Here is an 18,794-nt window from a genome sequence, read left to right as displayed (position 1 = left end):
TTTATTACTCTAATGTAATAATAATAGTAACACACAATTTTATCCAATCAGCGGGTAAATATTAGCTGATTACTCAAAATTAACACTATTTAAATAATGTGAGTGATCAACAACTTTTAGTCGAGGCCTAATTTTTTTAACCTATATCTTAAGGTTCTAAAACTCACCCCTAATAATCGAGCTGCGGCAGTTCTATTCCATTTGGTTTTCTTGAGCGCATCAAGAATTAATTCTTTTTCCTGATCCAATAGGAACCCTGTCAAGCCAGCCGAGGTGGATGAAGAAACAATGGGGGGCATCGTGGCTATTTGAGGTATATACAAGTCTTTTACCTCAATGACATCTCCCTCACACATTGCCATAGCGCGTTCTAGAATATTTTCTAACTCTCGGACATTGCCAGGGAAATGATAGTTTTGCAACACATCCAAGCACTCAGGCCGCAGAGTAACGGAATGTTTCTTTTGGTTTTTAGTCAGTTTTTTTATGATTGTCGAAGCTAAAGAAGGAATGTCAGATAATCTTTCTGATAAAGTAGGGACACGTAATTCGATTACATTAACACGATAATATAAATCTTGTCTAAATCTACCAGCGCTTATTTCCTCCAATAAATTCTTGTGACTTGCGCTTAAAATTCGCACATCAACTGGAATCTCGTATAATTCACCGATAGGCTTAATTGCTTTTTCCTGAATCGCGCGGAGTAATTTAACCTGCATTGCTAAGGGAAGTTCAGCTATTTCATCAAGAAATAAAGTACCGCCATGTGCCGCAACAAATAAACCTGATTTATCGGCTATTGCTCCTGTAAAACTTCCTTTTTTATGGCCAAAAAATTCAGATTCCATCAATTCTGCAGGAATAGCCCCACAATTGACCGGTATAAAAGGTTTATCCATTCTTGGGCCATGGGCATGGATCAATTGAGCAACTAGCTCCTTACCCACCCCGGAATCTCCTTGAATAAAAACTGGGGCTTGATTACGAGCAAGTTTTTGAATATTTTCTCTCAACTGTTGCATGACTAGACTATCGCCAACAAGTAATCCATCGTGTTCTTCTTGAGTAACATTCTTCATCGCTAAAGCAGTTTTAACGAGCTCTTTTAACATGACTAAATCAATAGGTTTAGACACATAATCAAAAGCGCCTGCTTTTAGAGTATTAACGGCCCCCTCCACATTGCCATAGGCAGTGATTACTGCTACAGGAAGTTGCGGCTTAAACTTCTGGATAAACTTGACAATTTCTATACCATCGCCATCGGGTAAACGCATGTCGGTTAAAACAAGAGAGTAGTTATTTTGTTTAATGCGGTCTAAACCTTGCTTGAAATCAACAGCAGTATCACAAGACACCCCCATGCGCGATAAAGTCAGCATGAATAATTCACGAATATCAGGTTCATCGTCTATAACGAGCACATTACTTCTAGTCATATTAATACTTCATCCATAGAATTTAAGGTAATAGCAAAACAACTCCCCTTACTGGAATCAATCAAATTTAACCTCGCTTGATTAATTTCACATAAATCTCTAGCAAGAAACAATCCCATTCCTGTTCCGCTTCTTAATGTCGTAAAAAAAGGCTCAAAGATATTATCTCTATTTTCAACAGGAATACCCTGACCAAAATCGCTGACAGTGACTATTGTCTTATAGGTTGTTGATTTAACAGTAACTATTATACGAGCATTTCCCTCTTCATCTCGGCCGTGCTGCATTGCATTATCACATAATATAACTAAGATTTGCTCTAACTGACTTTTATCAAAAACGACTGATAATTTCTTGTCTTCAGGTAATTTAATAATAAAATCACAATGATTATTATGACAAAAGTCTTGTTTAAATTGCTCTAAAAAAGAGTACATCTCATTAACCTGTGGCTGCGATTGTTGGCGTCTAGTAAGCTGTAATACGTTCTTAATAACTCCGTTCATCCGTTCACAATTATTGATAATTAATTGTTTTAATCTAATATCTTCTTGATTCAAGCCCTTTTCATCACCAAGCAATTGAGCGGCATGTGCAATAGCACCTAAAGGATTACGTAATTCATGGGCAATACTTGCAGAAAAACGCCCTAATGAAGCCAATTTAAGTTGTTGTGCTTGCTGAGCTATATTAGTCATATCCTCAACAAGAATGAGTACTGCAGGATTATTAGCTATTGCGGTAGAAAAAAAATGCACTCGAAGATAAAGCGCTTCAATAACAGTTTGAACAACACGTTCATTTTGCTTGAACTTAATCAAAAAATTATCAAATTTTTCTACTAATAAAGGAGATAACTGATTTAAATTTATAAGCACTTTATTATTACTCATATTAAATAATGCCCGTGCTGCGGAATTAATTAGTTTAATCTGCTTGGCCTCATCTACGTAAATAATGCCTGAATGCAGTTGCTCCACGATGTACTCATTAATTCTTTGCATTTCAGCCAACTCATCACTTCTATGTTGGGCCAAAACCTCAGAAGCCCTTATCCTGTTAGAAAGATACCAAGCAGTTAATGCGGTGCCGAAAAAACCGGCGCCATAAATTCCACTGTAATAAAAAGTGATTAAATCTTTTTGATGATTCAGGAAAAATTGTAAGGTATTCCCACATAGAAGCAGAAAACTAGCTAAGGCCGCAAAAAATATTGCCAGCCGCCCAGGAACTAAAATACTCAATGCAGCAATAGTGACATTTAATAAAATACCATACCCGGCCTGCATGTTGCCGATAATAATCAACATAGAGGAAATGGCTATGACATCTATAGTTCCAGATAACAATACTTGTTTAACAAAATTAAGGACTTGGAAATAACCCAAATAAAGAAAAAGTAAGGTAAAAATAAAATAAACAAAAAGAATGGAAAAAAATAGAAGAGAATGCGGTTTATAGATATAGCTATAACTATAAAAATAAATACCTAAAAATAAAAAAACGCTTAAAATCCGATAAAAATCATAAACTAAAAGCATTCGCCATTGTCTGTTTTCTGGGTTTTTTATCTGGAAACGAGGCATAGAACTAGTCCATTAGTTTTTATTCTTTACTTTTGTATAATAATAGCAAAAACCCTACCTTCCGTATTAATACCTCCATAATTTATAAGCCATCCATAGCTTACTGGCATCAGAAGACCCCGTTTCTTTAGCTTTGCCTATCCAATATTTAGCTTTTGCTAAATCTTTAGGTACTCCTTTACCTTCGGCATACATTAATCCAAGATTGATTTCACCTACGTCAAGATTTTGATCAGCCGCTTTATTAAACCAATAAACCGCTTTTTTATAATCCTTTTTTACCCCATCGCCATCCAAATACATAACACCTAAATTATTTTGCGCTAAAGGAAGGCCTTGTTCTGCTGCTATCTGAAATAAATCTACAGCTTGTTTGCTGTCCTTTTTAGCCCCCAAGCCATTCATATACATTACCCCAAGATTGTATTTACCCCACATAGACCCTTGATCGGCAGCCTTCTTGTACCAAAAAAAAGCTTTTTTATTATCTTTTTCAACACCCGCGCCATTCATATAAATCAAACCAAGGCTATTTTGCGCATCAGCAAACCCTTTATCTGCCGCTTTTTGAAACCACTTCAGCGACCGCGTATAATCTTTAAACTCGCCATCCTTGGAATAGAGAATGCCTAAATTGTTTGCAGCCATCATATACCCTTGATCAGCTGCTTTTTGATACCAGTAAATAGCCTGTTTCAAACTTTTCTCGGCTCCCATTCCTCGCTCAAATAAAAAGCCAAGATTATTTTGTGCCTTTACGTTTCCCTGTTCCGCTGCTTTTTCGAACCAATATTTTGCTTTTTTATAATCTTTAATTGGATCATCACTACTTAAATACAAAACACCTAGGTTAGTCTGCGCTAAATCTGAACCTTGTTCCGCTGCTTTGGTGTACCAAGAAATAGCTTCTTTTATATTTTTATTAACGAGATCACCTCGTTCATAAAGAACACCTAAATTATTTGCAGCATCTAGATCACCTTGCTCCGCAGATTTTTTGTACCAGTAAATAGATTGATTCATATCTTTGGTAACACCGCCGCCAATCATGTACATCACAGCTACATTATATTGTCCTTCTGCACTCCCCTTTTCTGCTGCCTTTTTGTACCAAAGAAAAGCTTGTTTCATGTCTTTGGGCACCCCCGTTCCATGTTCATATAAAACACCCATATTATTCAGACTTATACCTAATCCTTGAGCTGCTGCTTTTTTTATCCAAAAAACGGCCTTGTTGTAATCTTGAGGTACGCCATTACCTTTTAAATATAATAAACCGAGATTATTTTGCGCATCGGGGTTTCCTTGATCAGCCGATTTCTGGTACCAATAAAAAGCTTTTTTCAGATCATGCTCAACACCATTTCCTTTTTCATAATTAATGCCTAATTCAAGCTGCGATTCAGCATCTCCTTGTTCTGCTTTATCTTGAATATTGGCTTCTGCTTGAGAGGTTCTACCGTTATCAACATCCATGGCAACAAGGGGTGTTGTAAAAAGAAATACAGATAGAGCAAGTGCAATGATTCTACTCATAAGACCTCCCAACATGTATTGTTCAATTATAGCACAACAGGTTCTCCCCCAATTCGTTTATGCTTCTTTTTCGCCCAACATCTTTTGTTGGATAGGAGACCGGGTATAAGAAGTAATCACATCATGATGTGAGCAATTAAGGGCATCAACCTAAGAGATAACAGCGACGAAAAGTACTATATTTTATATAGATAGACTGGCTTTATACAAAGTATAAATAAGGAAGAATAGTAGTATAAGGAGTTAAATATGTTAAATATTGATACAGAAACAATATCGGACCTTCTTGATAAGGCACGACAATTTCAAGCCAAAGAGGAAGTCAGTTTTCCTGAAGTTACGGAAGACATGGACTCTCTCTATGTTTTAGCTGATTATCAAAATGATCCTGTCTATGAAGAAACAGTAGACTTTATTGATAATTTACGCCCTGATCAACAAGCAACCTTAGTGGCATTAATGTATTTAGGGCGCGGCGATTATAGCGAAAAGGAATGGAATGAGGCTTTTGATTTCGCTCAAGATGAATTAACAGAACATACAGGAGAATACTTATTATCCACCCCAACAGTAGCCGATGATATTGAGCGTGGATTAAATATATTAGGAATTTCTTGTCATGAATAGTAACTTAAGTAATTCAAGTTTAAACTATCATAAACCGTCCAATATGAATTATGAAAATAATTAAACTATACCTTTTTGCTATTTTATTCTTGATAAACCCTCTTCTATTTGTTGAAGCTAATAACATGAAAATCAATGAACCATCGACAAAAATACAACTTCCTAAGGGAGCATTTTGGACAAAAAATCATTGGCAAGACAGCAATGGTTTAGCTGAAATAGAGCCGGTTCATTGGCGAAGTACTGGGGATGCGGCCAAAATGTTACGTTTGCAGCATATGAAAATAAATCGCTATGGAATGGATACCTTATTCATTTCTGGTAGTGCCGCACCTTCTTTAGGAAGTATGATATGGTTGAAAAAACAGATAGGTTCCAAACATCCCGTTGTTCTTATTGACCTACGACAGGAAACTCATCTTTATCTTAACAACTTACCTATTAGTTTGTTCTATAAAAGAGATGAAATAAATTGGGGAAAATCTCCTAAAGAAATCAATGAATCCGAGCAAAAATGGACTCACTATTTGACCCAATCCGGGATCGTACAGATTAATAAACTAGGCAAACCACAAGAGGGAATTAAGGTTCCAATAGACCCAGTAACAATAGCGGTGAAAGAAATTGACAGTGAACAAAAAACAGCCCAAAAGGCGAATACAGGCTACTTTAGGATAGAGGTGCCAGATTATCATCCACCCGCACCTGATCAAGTCGACCAATTCTTAATAATTATTAAAAATCTACCAGCTAATGCCTGGCTGCATTTCCACTGTGCAGCAGGGAATGGGAGAACAACCACATTCATGGTCATGCGCGATATATTATCTAATTCACAACATCTCAGTTTAGAAGATATTATCACACGCCAAGCAGCTCTAGGCGGAATTAATTTATTTGGAGAATCCCCTTCTCTTACCGCACAACCATGGAAAAAAGAATATCACCAAGCGAGAACAAGTTTTATCAAGTTATTTTATACTTATGTGCACTCAAGGGCTCATCTGAATCAAAGCTTCTCCTCTTGGATAATCAAACAACCGAATAGTCCATACAAACAGCTACTAAATACCAGTGCTTATTATCACCAAACTATTTTCTCTGCAAAATAAGCTATTAGCCCCATAGTATGCTAAATTTTATAAAAGGATAGTACTAATTTGTTTCAAACATTTTTAGTGAAGTAGGTATAAACAATGGACGATTCATTTACCTTTAATGAAGTAGCATTAAAAAGAATACCTCAATTCTTAGTCTTGATTATCATTTTATTGCTCGGACTCCCCTACCTCGGCCTCCATTCTGGAATGGACTTTAGCTCCATAACCAATAAATTGAATCAAGGACTGCATTCGCAACTTGTAGAATCACAAGTCCGTGGCTATTTTAGGCAAATTTTATTACAATGGTCTGGCTTCTCTCTTGCTGCAATTACTGTTTTACTGGCCTTTACTCAATATCGATTAAGTAATGATAAAATTGCATTAATCATTGGTTTATCTGTATTATTTTCAGGCTCTCTTGAGGCCCTTAACATTTTAGTTATTGATGGCATATCACTGCCATATATTGAAAAAAATAACCTGGACGCATTACTTTGGATTTTTTCAAATAGCATTAGTGGGTTAATATTAATAGTAGGATTAACTCTCTTACTCCATAGCAATGATGAAGAAAATTTAAATTTATCTACTTTTATTCTACTCGCAACCTTTTTAGTATTGATAGCGATTACTCTGATTTATTATGCTGCCACAGTCATAAAATTACCTACAATGTGGTTTAAGGATGCTTATTTTTCTAGACCTTATGAATTGGTTTCTATAGGCATTTATCTATCATTAATTCTTTTTATTTACCCCAAAACATATAAAACGTATCCATACATTTTAACAGATTGTATTTTTTATATAGCGATTACCCAAATAGTCATGTCAATTTATTTAATGATGCTATCCAATGCTCCATACGACAGTGCTTATAATATCGCTTATTTTCTTAAGATCATCACTTATTTACTCCCTTGTACCTGTCTTATTATTCACTATGTAATCTCTTATTCCTCTGTACTCAATGCGCAAAAAAGATTAAAAACAAAACAAAGAGAATTAAAATACATCGCCTCCCATGATTCCCTGACTAATTTATTCAACAGACGGGAATTCGAAAATTTACTTGATAAATCCATTGCAAATGCCATGCGAAGCGGTGGTTCACTCGCATTATTACTCATTGACTTGGACAACTTTAAAACCACTAATGATACTTTTGGCCATATTCATGGCGATGAATTACTAAAGCAATTTTCAAATCGTCTGATTTTGATCACCAGAAAAGGAGATCTGCTATCGCGAGTAGGCGGTGATGAATTTACCTTAATCGCCACCAACTTACATTCGCCCTCTTCAGCTCGTCAACTTGCTGAGCGAATATTAAATGAACTCAATAGTCCTTATCCTATTAGCGGCAAATTAATTACTGTTACTGCAAGTATTGGCATAGCGATTTTTCCTGGTGATGGAGATACAACTGATGATCTGCTAAAAAAAGCTGACTTAGCGATGTATAAAGCTAAAAATTGTGGCAAAAATACCTATCAATTTTACACAGAACAACTAAGTTATGCCCAACATCGTGAATCTGAAGTAGAAACACATTTACGTAAAGCATTACAAAATGATGAGTTTGAATTACACTATCAACCAAAATTTAACCTTATTAATCAAGAAATTATTGGTGCAGAAATTCTATTGCGTTGGCATAATGAAGTTTTAGGATCAATATCACCCAATGAATTCATCCCCATTGCCGAAAGCACAGGACTAATTATCGATATGGGACACTGGGTTTTACGCAAAGCCTGTGAACAAGTCATGAAATGGGATAATCTCTATGATCATATGCTGCCCTTCTCTATTAATATTTCCCCTATTCAGCTAGTCCATAATCAATTTCTCACTATTTTAGAAACCACGCTGCACGATTATAAATATCCAATGGAGTATTTAGAGCTAGAAATCACCGAGAGTCTATTAATGACTAATAATGAAGAAATAAATATAGTGCTTAACCAGATCTCTGAATTAGGTATAAAACTGTCGTTGGACGACTTTGGTAAAGGATATTCCTCATTAAATAGATTAAAAACACTCCCTATTGATATCCTAAAAATTGATAAAGAATTTATTAGTGACATTCATAATGAAAAAGACAAGGTCATCATTATTGATATTATTATCAAATTAGCTAACGAACTGGGTATGGAGATTGTCGCAGAAGGAATTGAAACCGTACAACAACTCAACTATTTAATCGCAAAAAAATGTTATATCGGTCAAGGATTTCTCATGAGTAAACCTGTATCCGCAGAGGAGTTTGCTAAACTAGCCTACTGCAACTTAACGCCTGAACGAAAGAAGATGATTAGTTCATCTAAGTAATGGTAATCGTTCGGAATGACATGAGAGGTTGTGAACGATTAATAGCACCAACTTAAGCATATGTAGCCCGGATTTCCTGGAATCGGGGCTACCGCTGCGCTAATACGAGCAACGTATAAAAGCTTAAATTGATATCATTAGGTGAACAGTTACCAATAACGGCCGTCGTACAATAACACGGCCATTAACAGTTTGTAACTCTAATCCCTGAAGTTTTCGTACTGTAAAGGCAACTCTATATCCGATTTTTTTAATAAGGCGATAATCTCTTGAAGATCGTCACGCTTTTTACCTGTGACGCGTATTTTATCCCCTTGAATAGAGGCCTGCACTTTAGCCTTGGTTTCTTTAATATACTTTATTATTTCTTTAGCTGCGGGCTGATCAATTCCCTGCTTAAACGTCATATTCAATGAATAGAATTTTCCGCTGTGTACTGGTTCATCTTCTATCTCGATCCCCGAAGTACTCACATTACGTTTAGTACAATGATTACGGAATAAATCTTCTAACTGCCTTACTTGGAAATCAGATTCAGAGCGTAAAGTAACGGTAAGCTCTTTTAGCTCTATCGTCGCTTCAACCCCTCTAAAATCAAAACGAGTACCAACTTCACGCACAGCATTATCTACAGCATTACGTAATTCAACTTCATTCGTTTCAGAAACTATATCAAAAGATGGCATGACTAACCCATTAAAATCAAAAAATATAATGTAACAAAAAAGGATGTTCTGTGGAAGAACCGTTTAAGAAGTAGGATTCCAAGAAATCCTTGATTTTTCATGCGAAAATTTCTGAATCAATATTCATACTATTGCATCTTGAGATAAAGAATGTTATCAAATTTATTGGTTCAAAAATAACCGAATTGATTGGAGATATCATTAATAGACGGTTATTAAATCTACTATTGCGGAATAATATTTCTATGATGATTCATTTTTCTCAAGGAGCGAGAAATAATGGTAAAAGAAAAAGGGGAACAAAAAGTTACATACAAGCCCATACCTCACAGGAACCGTTTTTGGTTTCATTCGGAGAATTGTTATACTCAGGATGAGTTGGCATTTCGCGAATGGGTTTTAAAAATCAGGACAAATTCGGGTATTGATCAGAGCTATTTAACCAATCCGAGCTCCTGGTTTGCTGAAGATCAACAGGCTTTAATCAATATTAACGAAAACTCGTGGATCCACTCCGATGCTTACAAAACTCGTCATATATTAACAAGAGATGATTTTCATGTTCAGCCTGTAGACAGTCAACGCCTTCAATGGCCAGCATTATATGAGCTAATGCAAGCTGTAGGCGATTATCTTTTATTAAGAAATAGTAATTTGCCAGCAGAGCATTTAAATCAACCCATAAACTACATTTTTCTTGATGTTAATTTTATTTTAAAACAGCTAAGTCAAAACCCTAACATTGCTCAAGTGAAGGAACAGCTGGAGTTAGTGACTCGATATGTACGTACTATTGAGAAAAACATTCCACCAACTGTTGGTTCAGATCGCTTATTTATGGCTAATTTTCGCAGAACTATAGACGATAAAATAGGACCACAATTGAGCCATCAGATTGAAACGCAACTACTCAAAGATAAGTTTAGTGAGCTCTCAAAAGACATAAGAAAATTATCAAGTGAGCGTAATAGAATCCTTCATTTTGCATTAAACATCAACCCAGTCAATCCACACTCTTATGATTTTTCAGTTCCAGCACTTGATGCTCCGACCAACCACCCCACTTTAGCTGCGCGAGATTGCGGTAGCGGTAGTAAAGAAATCAGTACCGACCTTGCATCTGTCTTGCATTTAACAGTAGAACAGCTAAAAAACTGTCCTAATTTTAAATTAATTTCAATGGATGAAAAGATCTTAGAACATTATGCTAAAGCTATCTCTGATCTGAATGAATTGGATCGATTTCAAAAAGTGATTCATCAAATTATGGATTTATTAGGTCAAGCTGGTGAGGTTTATACTGTCTATCAATTTAAAGAGCAAATGGTAACGCTATTAAGTCAGATTGAAGGTTTTATCGATAATTCGTCACAATATATAGAGGTTATTATCAATGCGAATACCCAAGAGTATCATAAAGCAATAGAAGATGAACAAAGTTTATCATATTGGCAAACCTGGCTCTCATCAGAACAAGAAAAATTAAAAACTTTCATTAAAAATCAAGATACTTTAGCGCAATTCCCATCCACTACCGCCGACCTAGCCAAAACAAATAAAGCCCTAAAAGGACAAGTGAATGAGATGATACGTCATTTAAATCAACTTAATACCAAAACAAACAGCTTCGATAATCTTGCCGGACAAGCGCAACAATTAAATAAACTCATGCTATCCATGCATCAATGGATTAAAATTCAGCATGAAACTAAAGGGCTGCAAGCACCACAGCCACCCAAACTGCTTGAACTACCATCCTCAAAAAAACGCCCAATAGTAAAAACGGCCCCCGCAGCTATTTATTCCGCTGAAGAGCACTATATCCCCGCAAGTTCCAACGCTTTATTTAACTCCACTCCCACTCCACCAAGTATTTGTCCTCCTAATAGCACTGAGTGTCAAGCAAGAACAATAGAGCCGGCCTCTACTGGAACTAATATTGCCTATTTAGGACTAATTGCCCTAATCCCTATAGGTGTACTGCTCTTATACTTATTACTTCGTTGTAATAAGAAAAATACTGAAGAAGTCATAGTCAATAACATAGTCAATAACGCTGAAAAAAAATTTGAGGATCTAAAAATTGAATTTGAGGATTTACTGGCTAGAACCCGAGGATTAGAAGACTATGATAATGAGGATTTTGCGGACGCAACGGAACTCTTGCTCCAACAATATGACGAATTACAAAAAAAGGCCTCTAAGGATAGATATCATGTTGTCCAATTAAAAAGTTTATGTCTAGATTTGGAATATCTTTATGAGGAGCTGGCTAGTCTATCACCTGTAAGAAGGAATTCTTGTCAGTAATCATTCACAGAGTATGTTTTTTCTTCCAAGTAGACTCGTAGGCGTTAGGTTAGAAAACCGTTGTCGCTGAGAGGCTTGCGACGAAGGATTTCTTAAAAGTAATAACGTAGGTTGGGATCCCTGGCTCTTGCTTAACTCAAGAACTTATGCAGAGTAAGGCACCAACCTACAATTACTCTTTGTAATCATCCTTTAAATAAGTTGAACCTGTCTATCAGAACTATCTTGATCTTCCAGCTTCCGTGCCTTTTTGATACTTTTGATCAAGGCTTCTTTTGCTTCACCTATTTCACCACTCAAATTATCTTTGCTAGTGAAAAAATCATATTGAAGTCCAGCTTCAGGATTAGTTTTAATAAACTGCTCAAGAAATTGAATGTTGAGTAGCTTATCTTTTTCAGTGAGTAGCTCAGACTTGTCTTCTATTCCTAAAGCCTCATGCAAATTAAATTTTAATCTATCAAATCCTTTCGTTTGAAATTCTTTAGACTGCAATAACAAGCAGTAACCTCCAACAATAGTATATACTGCTGTATCTGAACTTCCTTTTTTCATATCAGTTAAAAAACTTTCATGATCAAACTCAAAAGATTCTAATTTTTTTTTGATATGTGGTGTGTATAGTAAATCTAGAATTCGCTCTCTTGCTGACTCGTCCTTAATATGTGTCGTGATATGTGCTTCTATAATCTCTAAATCAAGCGAATCAAACTTAGCATGCTCCTTGACTAAAAGTTTATGCCATACATCCAATGCAAGGGTTATCTTCGTCTGTTGTGAAATTACTTCCGCTGCTAAAGATTTTATAAACTTAATCGCCTTAAGTTGTTTTAAAACCGGAGCCGCGCGTCCCTTATAGTGAAGGATCATTTCACTCAAATGCTTTTGAAAATTTACATCTTTATTTAAATGAGCATATTTTTTATATCTAGGTACATCCGTCTCAACCTCTAACAACATGTTATCGCGGAATGCTTCTAAAGCAATGACTATCGTAGCATCATCCATGACCGCCAGATCTTTTTCTTTGAATTCCTGAGTAGAAAGACTCCCTGCCTCCTTAGTGGGAACTTCAGGAAATTTTAAAGCAGCTCTTATAGCCATAAATAGCCTACTGCTACCAACATACCACCACCATATACGTACGGTATTATTATAATCATCATATTCCTGCATCACTCTAAAATAGCGATGAAGTAACGCCCCCACTAAAAACCAAGTAGCTTTCTGATTATCCTCTTTATTATCTTTATTGACGTGCCTGAGCTCATTGACTAACTGATTAAACACTTCCCGGGCTGTATCTCTACCTGTTCCACAATCAAGTACCCCCTGAGCTCTTGTAATCCACCACTCTAGACTCGTTTGTTTTTTAGCAGAAGATGGTTCATTATCCTCTGGTGGATTAATTAAATAACGCTTTAATTGAATGTCAAGCTGACGTTCTAATTTATCAGTCTTTGCTGCTAATACATCTAATGCAGGTGGGGTAAAAGTCATAGTTCCTCCTTTACTAAGACGGATTACTCATCCCTATAGTGCGCATTACTCCTATGCAAACACCACTCCATGACGAGCTTTCCGTAACTTTATCCTTACGTATTTTATGGATATCCAACTGGATAGTCGCACCCAACTGTTTACTTAAATCGGCATAGAGAGATATGCGCCTATTTTCATAGACATAAGAACAGAACTGACTTAAAGCCTCCAAGCTTGCATCTGCTACTCTAGCATCCATATCGGCAAGAGATTCTATCCCTAAATCTTTTTGAAATAACTCAATTAATGGCTTATTCATGTAATAAGTCATTGTGGAACTGTAATTGGACCACTTCAGTAAATATATACCTACAAGTATTCGAGCTTTAAAATCGATAAACTCTTCATGACTAATAAAAGAACTCTCAGGAATTTTTTCAATATAATTCTTTAGGGCTTCATCGTCAGATTGTTCTAAACTTTGGGCCAAAAGGCTGATAGTGGATGCATCATCTATTGCACTATTATTAGGAACTAAAGCTGAAAAAAAACTCATACAGCTTTGTTTACTCATAAAATGCTGGGTTACTTTTGTAGATAATTTTTTTGCATCTTGCAGAAAATTGGTAAACTCTAGCATGGCATCCCCCCCCGCAAAGTTCACCCGCAATAAACTGCAGCGAGTAATCAGTCCTTAAATCTTAAAAAGTAATTGCTCACTGTTTTTAGATTGAAAATTAAGGCCTTTTATTTTTTATATCAACCTATAAAACATATTGCAACTATTAATTTAACTATTTGCTCAACTAATATTTCAAGTTACCAATTTTATCTCTTTCTCATATATCAAGTTATTAATTCAACCACGTTGTGAGCAAATAAAGATCATTTTATATTATATTTTAATAATCTGTATTTCCTATCTCGAAATTAAACTATAGAATAGGAAGCCTCATTTATCGAGTAGCGCTGTTTTAGATTCTGCCAAAGTAGAATTGAAAATGAGTACGTCATTCTAATTCTTAGTGGTCCTAATGGCTAAAATCATTCTAATCTAGAAAAGAGCATTTACTTGCTGAAACAAATTAAGGAAAGCTACTACGGCAATAAATGGGATAGATATTCTGGCACAGGATGTACTGTAGCAAAAAAGCAGCATCAATAAATTATCAATTGCTATAATTAAGGAGAGATAAATTGAGAAAAAAAATAAGACTGTTCTTTTTAGCAAATATTTGTTCATTAGCAGCTTGGAACGCATACTCAGCGGTAGATATGACCATAGTAAATACTTCCGATCGCGCAGCTGAAGTTGCCATTGGACATCACCTCTGTGAAGAGACCTCTACTTGCAACATCACTCCAGGAAAGTCCATATACATTACTCCAGAACTACTACAAAAAATGTGTTCTGACACCCCTACGAATTGTGATATTACTTTTGGAGTAGAAGGGATTCAAACCACAATAGCAACCTGTAAATACAACATACAAGAAGGCATACAATACCTTGCTCGCTCTCGTTGGTTAGAATACACAGCCCGTGATTTATCACATACAGTGGTAGAAGTATTTAAAAGAGACAAAAATAGCTAATGCAAGTAGGGCCTCTGGCCCTACAAATAGCACGTCAAAAAAATCATTAACGATTCAATATCAAAATTATAAGAAATCTCTTACATATCTAAGAGAAATCACTACCATGACTCTTTTAAAATATTTGCTATGCTTAAATTACGAGGAAGGACAATGGATGTCATAAAAGGAATTTCATTAGGTATCAAGGACGATACCAAACCACAAGGATGTGGTTTCGCTTTCCTCGCCCCAGTTACCCGATAATCCTCTTTATTGTCACAAGGTTAAAATATTCCCATCGTCTTCAGTAACACCACGCAAAGTCTTATCATTCTTTTTGGGGGCTTCAACAAAAAAACTATGAGGATTCAATTCTTCCTCTCTCTTTTGACTTTTATCAACTTCAGTATTTTTTACATCTTTAGTATTATCATCATCTGTCGCATCTGACTCAATAGTTGTAGAGCATGGCGCAACAGTATTTTGAGAAGGGATAGTCAAGTTAGATTTTAACCCTACAATCATTGTAGAAACCGTTGACATCACAGACAACTCTAATTTATCAATCGAATTCGGGCTCCAAGTTGATTGCAATTTTATTAATAATTCCAAAGATTTTTGTGGATTTGAGTTTCTATAGCTAATCGCTAAAATAAAATCTATAAATAATTGATTAGATATTAATTTTTTCAGCTCTCCTGCAATTTCTTCATGAGAGTATTGTATTTTACCAGGATAGTTTAGAAGTCCAGAACTTGGGAAATCTTGTCGCAACTCTTCTATTAAATAAATAAAATCTTTAATAATTTTTCCTTGGATGATCTCTGCTTCACTCATATGAGCTAAGAAATATGAATCACATACTGTTTCTTGAAATTTATTAAAAAGATAAGGTAAAGCTTCACTAGCCCACAGCGCATTATCACTTGGATCTTTACTATCGAAAGTAACATACATATTTCCCATGAGTCGTTCTTTGGCAATTTCCTCGTCAAATAATTTAGAAAATTTAGCAAGTACTGATTCTTTTAATCCCCTTATAGAGGCCTGAGCCACTGTAAGATTAATACCTGGATCAACCTGATGATATTTATCAGCAACGTGAGTTTCTGCTTTTATTCTTGATTGTTTGTATTTTTTGCTAGCCCATATATCGTATACCGTAGAATCAACTAATACATAGCTATTTTCCACATGTGCATCTTTAGTTGGATAACTGCGAAGCTGAACCAGTTTTTTTTGTGCCAAAGATAAGTCACTCAAAATTAACTCAAGATATAATGCGGCGGAAAGTTCCCCACAATTTCCAGCCCCAGTATGGGAAACACAGGCGTCCATAATATAAACGTAAAATAATGGATTAAACTCACCTTTCGCATTACGAAAGGTGTTATACACCCGCATCGCTATATTACGGTAATAGCCATTCAAGCCGCCAGTGGGATTAGTTCCATGATTCGAAGCCCCAAGGTAGTGTCTTTTATTGACTGTTTCAATCGCTAATTCTACAGTTTTTGATAATTGACCTGATTTTGATTCTGATTTTAATTGCATAGTTACATCCAATGAACAAGTGTTTCTTAAAAAGAACCAATTGTATTAAAATAACCACAATAGATCAAATGAAATATTTTATGGCTTAAAATCAAACAATTCCGTTACGGAGAGATAAGAGCTAAAAAGATCAGAGTTGAAAATATTATTTATTGTTTAACAAATTTAGAACCTATGCTGTTCTAAAGCATTTTGTTTTGAAAAAAACTTAGACCTCTTTCCAAACTTGCTGTGGTGCGAGGAGACACGGAGCGCAGAAAGGGAAGTTAGTGTCTGGCATCTCCCCAGTCCTCTCGTGCTGAGGAGGCGCTTTTTTGCGCCACATCGAAGCATAAGCACAAGATTATTATCTTGATGGATGCTTCGAGACGGGATTACCCCCTCAACACGAACGGTTTCGAGGTAGGTGACTTTCTTATCCAAAACTGACGTTATTTTAAGGAAGAAGAAGTTTCAGTGTGTTTTCGATATAACTATTGTTTTCCTAACGACGTTGTTATTAGATGCGCTAAGATTCTTTACTTTCAGCTGTTGATAATTTTCATTTGCCCCATGCTCCGTAGAATAAATAGGCTGAGCCGAGGGCTCATAGCCATCAGGCTAAGGAAGAAATGAGGTAAAATGTCTCAACGACAATCAAGCAAAGCGTTTATCAATTGAATGGATTAATTGCTGATGAATTCCATTAAACCCTCTATTACTCATTACTAAAACGGCATCCCCCTCTCTTACATTCTTTGTCACTTCGGCAACAATTTCATCATGGTTATTACAGACTTTATAAGGGCATGTCCATTGAGACAGAGTCTCTTGTAAATTAAAATCTTTAGGATCCAATATGTAAGCACCATCTACTGGCGCAAGAGCATGGGCCATTTCTCCAGCATGAACTCCTGTACGCATGGTATAAGAAGCAAACTCCATTACTGCAAAAATACGTTGATGTCTTTTACTTCTTCTTAACGCATCTACTGTTTTTGTAATTGCAGTGGGATGATGAGCAAAGTCATCATATACAGTAATTCCATGCTTATCGGACTTAACTTCCAAACGTCGTTTCACAGGAGTAAAATGTTCTAAGGCTTTCGCTGCAACTTCAGGATTAACTCCCGCATTAAAACTAGCAGCAATAGCCGCTAAAGCATTTTCTATATTAAAACGTCCTATTAAAGACCAGTGAACTTGAGCTACCTCTTTGCCTAAATACATTACCTTAAAAGACGAACCACTTTCATCAAGCAACTCAGCTGACCATTGAGCATCACCTGATAAAGTAGTCTCTTGTATTTGACAGTATTCTCCCCAAGATAAAACTTCATTTAAAGCCTTATCATCTCGTGGTTTAATTGCCACCCCACTATGAGGTATAGTGCGTAATAAATAATGAAATTGTTGTTGAATAGCTGCTAAATCGGCGTATATATCAGCATGATCAAATTCTAAATTATTCAACACAGCAATTTGCGGACAATAGTGCATAAACTTAGGACGTTTATCAAAAAATGCACTGTCGTATTCATCTGCCTCAATAACAAACCACTCTCCTTTTCCAAGGAAAGAACTGGTATTGAAATCTGTTGCTACACCGCCAATTAAAAAACCAGGATTTAGGCCAGCTTGATCTAAAATCCATGCAATCATAGAAGTTGTGGTGGTCTTGCCATGAGTACCTGCCACCGCAATCACCTTGTATTTGGACAATATATGTTCAGCAAGCCATTGAGGCCCTGATACATAATTTTTTTTACCTGATTCCAGTACCGCCTCTAATACAGGCATGCCTCTTTTAATTGCGTTACCAATAATAACCAAATCGGCTTGTAGAGCTAAAGTTGCATCCTCATATCCCTCTGTCCAGGATATTCCTTTCGCTCTCAATAAGTCACTAATAGGTGGATAACAATTCGCGTCACTTCCAGTAACCTTATATCCAGCATCACGAGCAAGTAATGCGAGTGCGCTCATAAATGTTCCGCTTAATCCTAATATATGTAAATGCATCATAATGTCATCGCCAAAAAGAAACCGTTAGAATATTGATAGCAAGTAAACCAAAAGCAGCCAAGACAGATTGAATTGCTGAAGTACTTAACGCTAATTTATAAATATGCGCAGTAATTACAAATTGCCAGACTGATAAGCCTAAAGTAATAAACAAATATATCACACCAATAAATAAAAGGATCGGATTTTTTAAATTAGCATGAGATAAATAAGGATCAAGTAATAATAAGGGGCTAGCCAGTATGTGAATGATTACACGAGTACAAAATAAACAGGTTAATGTTTGCACCAACCGCGGTTGAACACCTCTGAAATATAAGATTACATTGGTGTATACGATATAAGAAAAAATTAAACTAACTGCCGCCATAAAGGCAGTCATAAAATCTTCTGCGAATACTCTATCTGAAAATCGCCACTGTGTGATAAGCACAAAAGCCAATAATATAGCGCTAGCCCCAAGAAGCACATAAGAGTGAGGTGCTCTTTCGGGGCTTTCTTTTAATAAGCAAATTCGCCAATAGTAGAAAAATAATAGCTTCATCATAT

The 18,794-nt window shown here is 36.0% G+C and carries 14 protein-coding genes; 5 read left to right on the top strand and 9 right to left on the bottom strand.

The features are described 5' to 3' along the window. Window positions 1-116: 116 nt before the first annotated feature. From LFA_RS04940 to LFA_RS04930, 3 genes are all read right to left on the bottom strand, one after another. The gene (locus LFA_RS04940; protein WP_045095189.1) at window positions 117-1,442 is read right to left on the bottom strand and encodes a sigma-54-dependent transcriptional regulator; all 1,326 of its coding nucleotides are present in this window, start codon (window positions 1,440-1,442) and stop codon (window positions 117-119) included. Then, the gene (locus LFA_RS04935) at window positions 1,439-3,028 is read right to left on the bottom strand and encodes a sensor histidine kinase (protein ID WP_045095188.1); all 1,590 of its coding nucleotides are present in this window, start codon (window positions 3,026-3,028) and stop codon (window positions 1,439-1,441) included. The genes LFA_RS04940 and LFA_RS04935 overlap by 4 nt, the downstream gene beginning before the upstream one ends. A gap of 66 nt (window positions 3,029-3,094) precedes the next feature. Beyond that, window positions 3,095-4,564 (bottom strand): SEL1-like repeat protein, encoded by a 1,470-nt coding sequence (locus tag LFA_RS04930; protein ID WP_045095187.1) that lies wholly within the window; start codon window positions 4,562-4,564, stop codon window positions 3,095-3,097. Window positions 4,565-4,813: 249 nt separating this feature from the next. Between LFA_RS04930 and LFA_RS04925 the strand changes: the two genes are divergently transcribed. The 3 genes from LFA_RS04925 to LFA_RS04915 all read left to right on the top strand — a co-directional run bounded on the left by LFA_RS04925 (window position 4,814) and on the right by LFA_RS04915 (window position 8,631). Continuing rightward, entirely contained in the window at window positions 4,814-5,191 is a 378-nt protein-coding gene (locus LFA_RS04925) for a DUF3775 domain-containing protein (RefSeq protein WP_045095186.1), read from the top strand. Window positions 5,192-5,316: 125 nt separating this feature from the next. Next, a complete protein-coding gene (locus LFA_RS04920; protein ID WP_172653459.1) occupies window positions 5,317-6,303 on the top strand; it encodes a phosphatase domain-containing putative toxin in 987 nt (328 codons plus the stop codon). Between the two features lie 84 nt (window positions 6,304-6,387). Then, window positions 6,388-8,631 (top strand): putative bifunctional diguanylate cyclase/phosphodiesterase, encoded by a 2,244-nt coding sequence (locus tag LFA_RS04915; RefSeq protein WP_045095184.1) that lies wholly within the window; start codon window positions 6,388-6,390, stop codon window positions 8,629-8,631. Window positions 8,632-8,831: 200 nt separating this feature from the next. Here LFA_RS04915 and LFA_RS04910 read toward each other — a convergent pair whose 3' ends face one another. Further along, a complete protein-coding gene (locus LFA_RS04910; RefSeq protein ID WP_045095183.1) occupies window positions 8,832-9,317 on the bottom strand; it encodes a YajQ family cyclic di-GMP-binding protein in 486 nt (161 codons plus the stop codon). Between the two features lie 279 nt (window positions 9,318-9,596). Between LFA_RS04910 and LFA_RS04905 the strand changes: the two genes are divergently transcribed. Further along, entirely contained in the window at window positions 9,597-11,627 is a 2,031-nt protein-coding gene (locus tag LFA_RS04905) for a hypothetical protein (protein WP_045095182.1), read from the top strand. Between the two features lie 192 nt (window positions 11,628-11,819). On the opposite strand, the gene LFA_RS04900 is transcribed toward LFA_RS04905, so the two are convergent. Both LFA_RS04900 and LFA_RS04895 read right to left on the bottom strand, forming a co-directional pair. Next, the gene (locus LFA_RS04900) at window positions 11,820-13,127 is read right to left on the bottom strand and encodes a hypothetical protein (RefSeq protein WP_045095181.1); all 1,308 of its coding nucleotides are present in this window, start codon (window positions 13,125-13,127) and stop codon (window positions 11,820-11,822) included. 13 nt (window positions 13,128-13,140) lie between these two features. After that, window positions 13,141-13,749 carry a hypothetical protein gene (locus LFA_RS04895; RefSeq protein WP_045097430.1) on the bottom strand — a complete coding sequence of 203 codons (609 nt, stop codon included), beginning with the start codon at window positions 13,747-13,749 and terminating at the stop codon, window positions 13,141-13,143. Window positions 13,750-14,306: 557 nt separating this feature from the next. On the opposite strand from LFA_RS04895, the gene LFA_RS04890 reads away from it, so the two are divergent. Further along, window positions 14,307-14,705: a hypothetical protein gene (locus LFA_RS04890; RefSeq protein WP_045095180.1), complete on the top strand. Its 399-nt coding sequence runs from the start codon at window positions 14,307-14,309 to the stop codon at window positions 14,703-14,705. A gap of 258 nt (window positions 14,706-14,963) precedes the next feature. On the opposite strand, the gene LFA_RS04885 is transcribed toward LFA_RS04890, so the two are convergent. The 3 genes from LFA_RS04885 to LFA_RS04875 all read right to left on the bottom strand — a co-directional run bounded on the left by LFA_RS04885 (window position 14,964) and on the right by LFA_RS04875 (window position 18,792). Further along, window positions 14,964-16,241: a hypothetical protein gene (locus LFA_RS04885; protein ID WP_045095179.1), complete on the bottom strand. Its 1,278-nt coding sequence runs from the start codon at window positions 16,239-16,241 to the stop codon at window positions 14,964-14,966. A 636-nt stretch (window positions 16,242-16,877) separates the two neighbouring features. Beyond that, window positions 16,878-18,248, bottom strand: a complete 1,371-nt coding sequence (gene mpl / locus LFA_RS04880) for a UDP-N-acetylmuramate:L-alanyl-gamma-D-glutamyl-meso-diaminopimelate ligase (RefSeq protein WP_157010287.1) — start codon at window positions 18,246-18,248, stop codon at window positions 16,878-16,880. Window position 18,249: 1 nt separating this feature from the next. Next, the gene (locus LFA_RS04875) at window positions 18,250-18,792 is read right to left on the bottom strand and encodes a hypothetical protein (protein ID WP_045095178.1); all 543 of its coding nucleotides are present in this window, start codon (window positions 18,790-18,792) and stop codon (window positions 18,250-18,252) included. Between the last annotated feature and the right edge of the window lie 2 nt (window positions 18,793-18,794).

The organism is Legionella fallonii LLAP-10 (assembly GCF_000953135.1).
Taxonomy (GTDB): Bacteria; Pseudomonadota; Gammaproteobacteria; order Legionellales; family Legionellaceae; genus Legionella; species Legionella fallonii.
Note: the sequence above shows the minus strand (reverse complement) of the source record. Positions and strands in the feature narration are given on the sequence as shown.

Bases quoted from the DNA above. Each gene is read 5' to 3' on its own strand.
- LFA_RS04900 (WP_045095181.1), bottom strand. From the start codon at position 13,127: ATGACTTTTACCCCACCTGCATTAGATGTATTAGCAGCAAAGACTGAT.
- LFA_RS04885 (WP_045095179.1), bottom strand. From the start codon at position 16,241: ATGCAATTAAAATCAGAATCAAAATCAGGTCAATTATCAAAAACTGTA.
- LFA_RS04875 (WP_045095178.1), bottom strand. From the start codon at position 18,792: ATGATGAAGCTATTATTTTTCTACTATTGGCGAATTTGCTTATTAAAA.
- LFA_RS04905 (WP_045095182.1), top strand. From the start codon at position 9,597: ATGGTAAAAGAAAAAGGGGAACAAAAAGTTACATACAAGCCCATACCT.
- LFA_RS04915 (WP_045095184.1), top strand. From the start codon at position 6,388: ATGGACGATTCATTTACCTTTAATGAAGTAGCATTAAAAAGAATACCT.
- LFA_RS04940 (WP_045095189.1), bottom strand. From the start codon at position 1,442: ATGACTAGAAGTAATGTGCTCGTTATAGACGATGAACCTGATATTCGT.
- LFA_RS04935 (WP_045095188.1), bottom strand. From the start codon at position 3,028: ATGCCTCGTTTCCAGATAAAAAACCCAGAAAACAGACAATGGCGAATG.
- LFA_RS04895 (WP_045097430.1), bottom strand. From the start codon at position 13,749: ATGCTAGAGTTTACCAATTTTCTGCAAGATGCAAAAAAATTATCTACA.
- LFA_RS04925 (WP_045095186.1), top strand. From the start codon at position 4,814: ATGTTAAATATTGATACAGAAACAATATCGGACCTTCTTGATAAGGCA.
- LFA_RS04910 (WP_045095183.1), bottom strand. From the start codon at position 9,317: ATGCCATCTTTTGATATAGTTTCTGAAACGAATGAAGTTGAATTACGT.
- LFA_RS04920 (WP_172653459.1), top strand. From the start codon at position 5,317: ATGAAAATCAATGAACCATCGACAAAAATACAACTTCCTAAGGGAGCA.
- LFA_RS04930 (WP_045095187.1), bottom strand. From the start codon at position 4,564: ATGAGTAGAATCATTGCACTTGCTCTATCTGTATTTCTTTTTACAACA.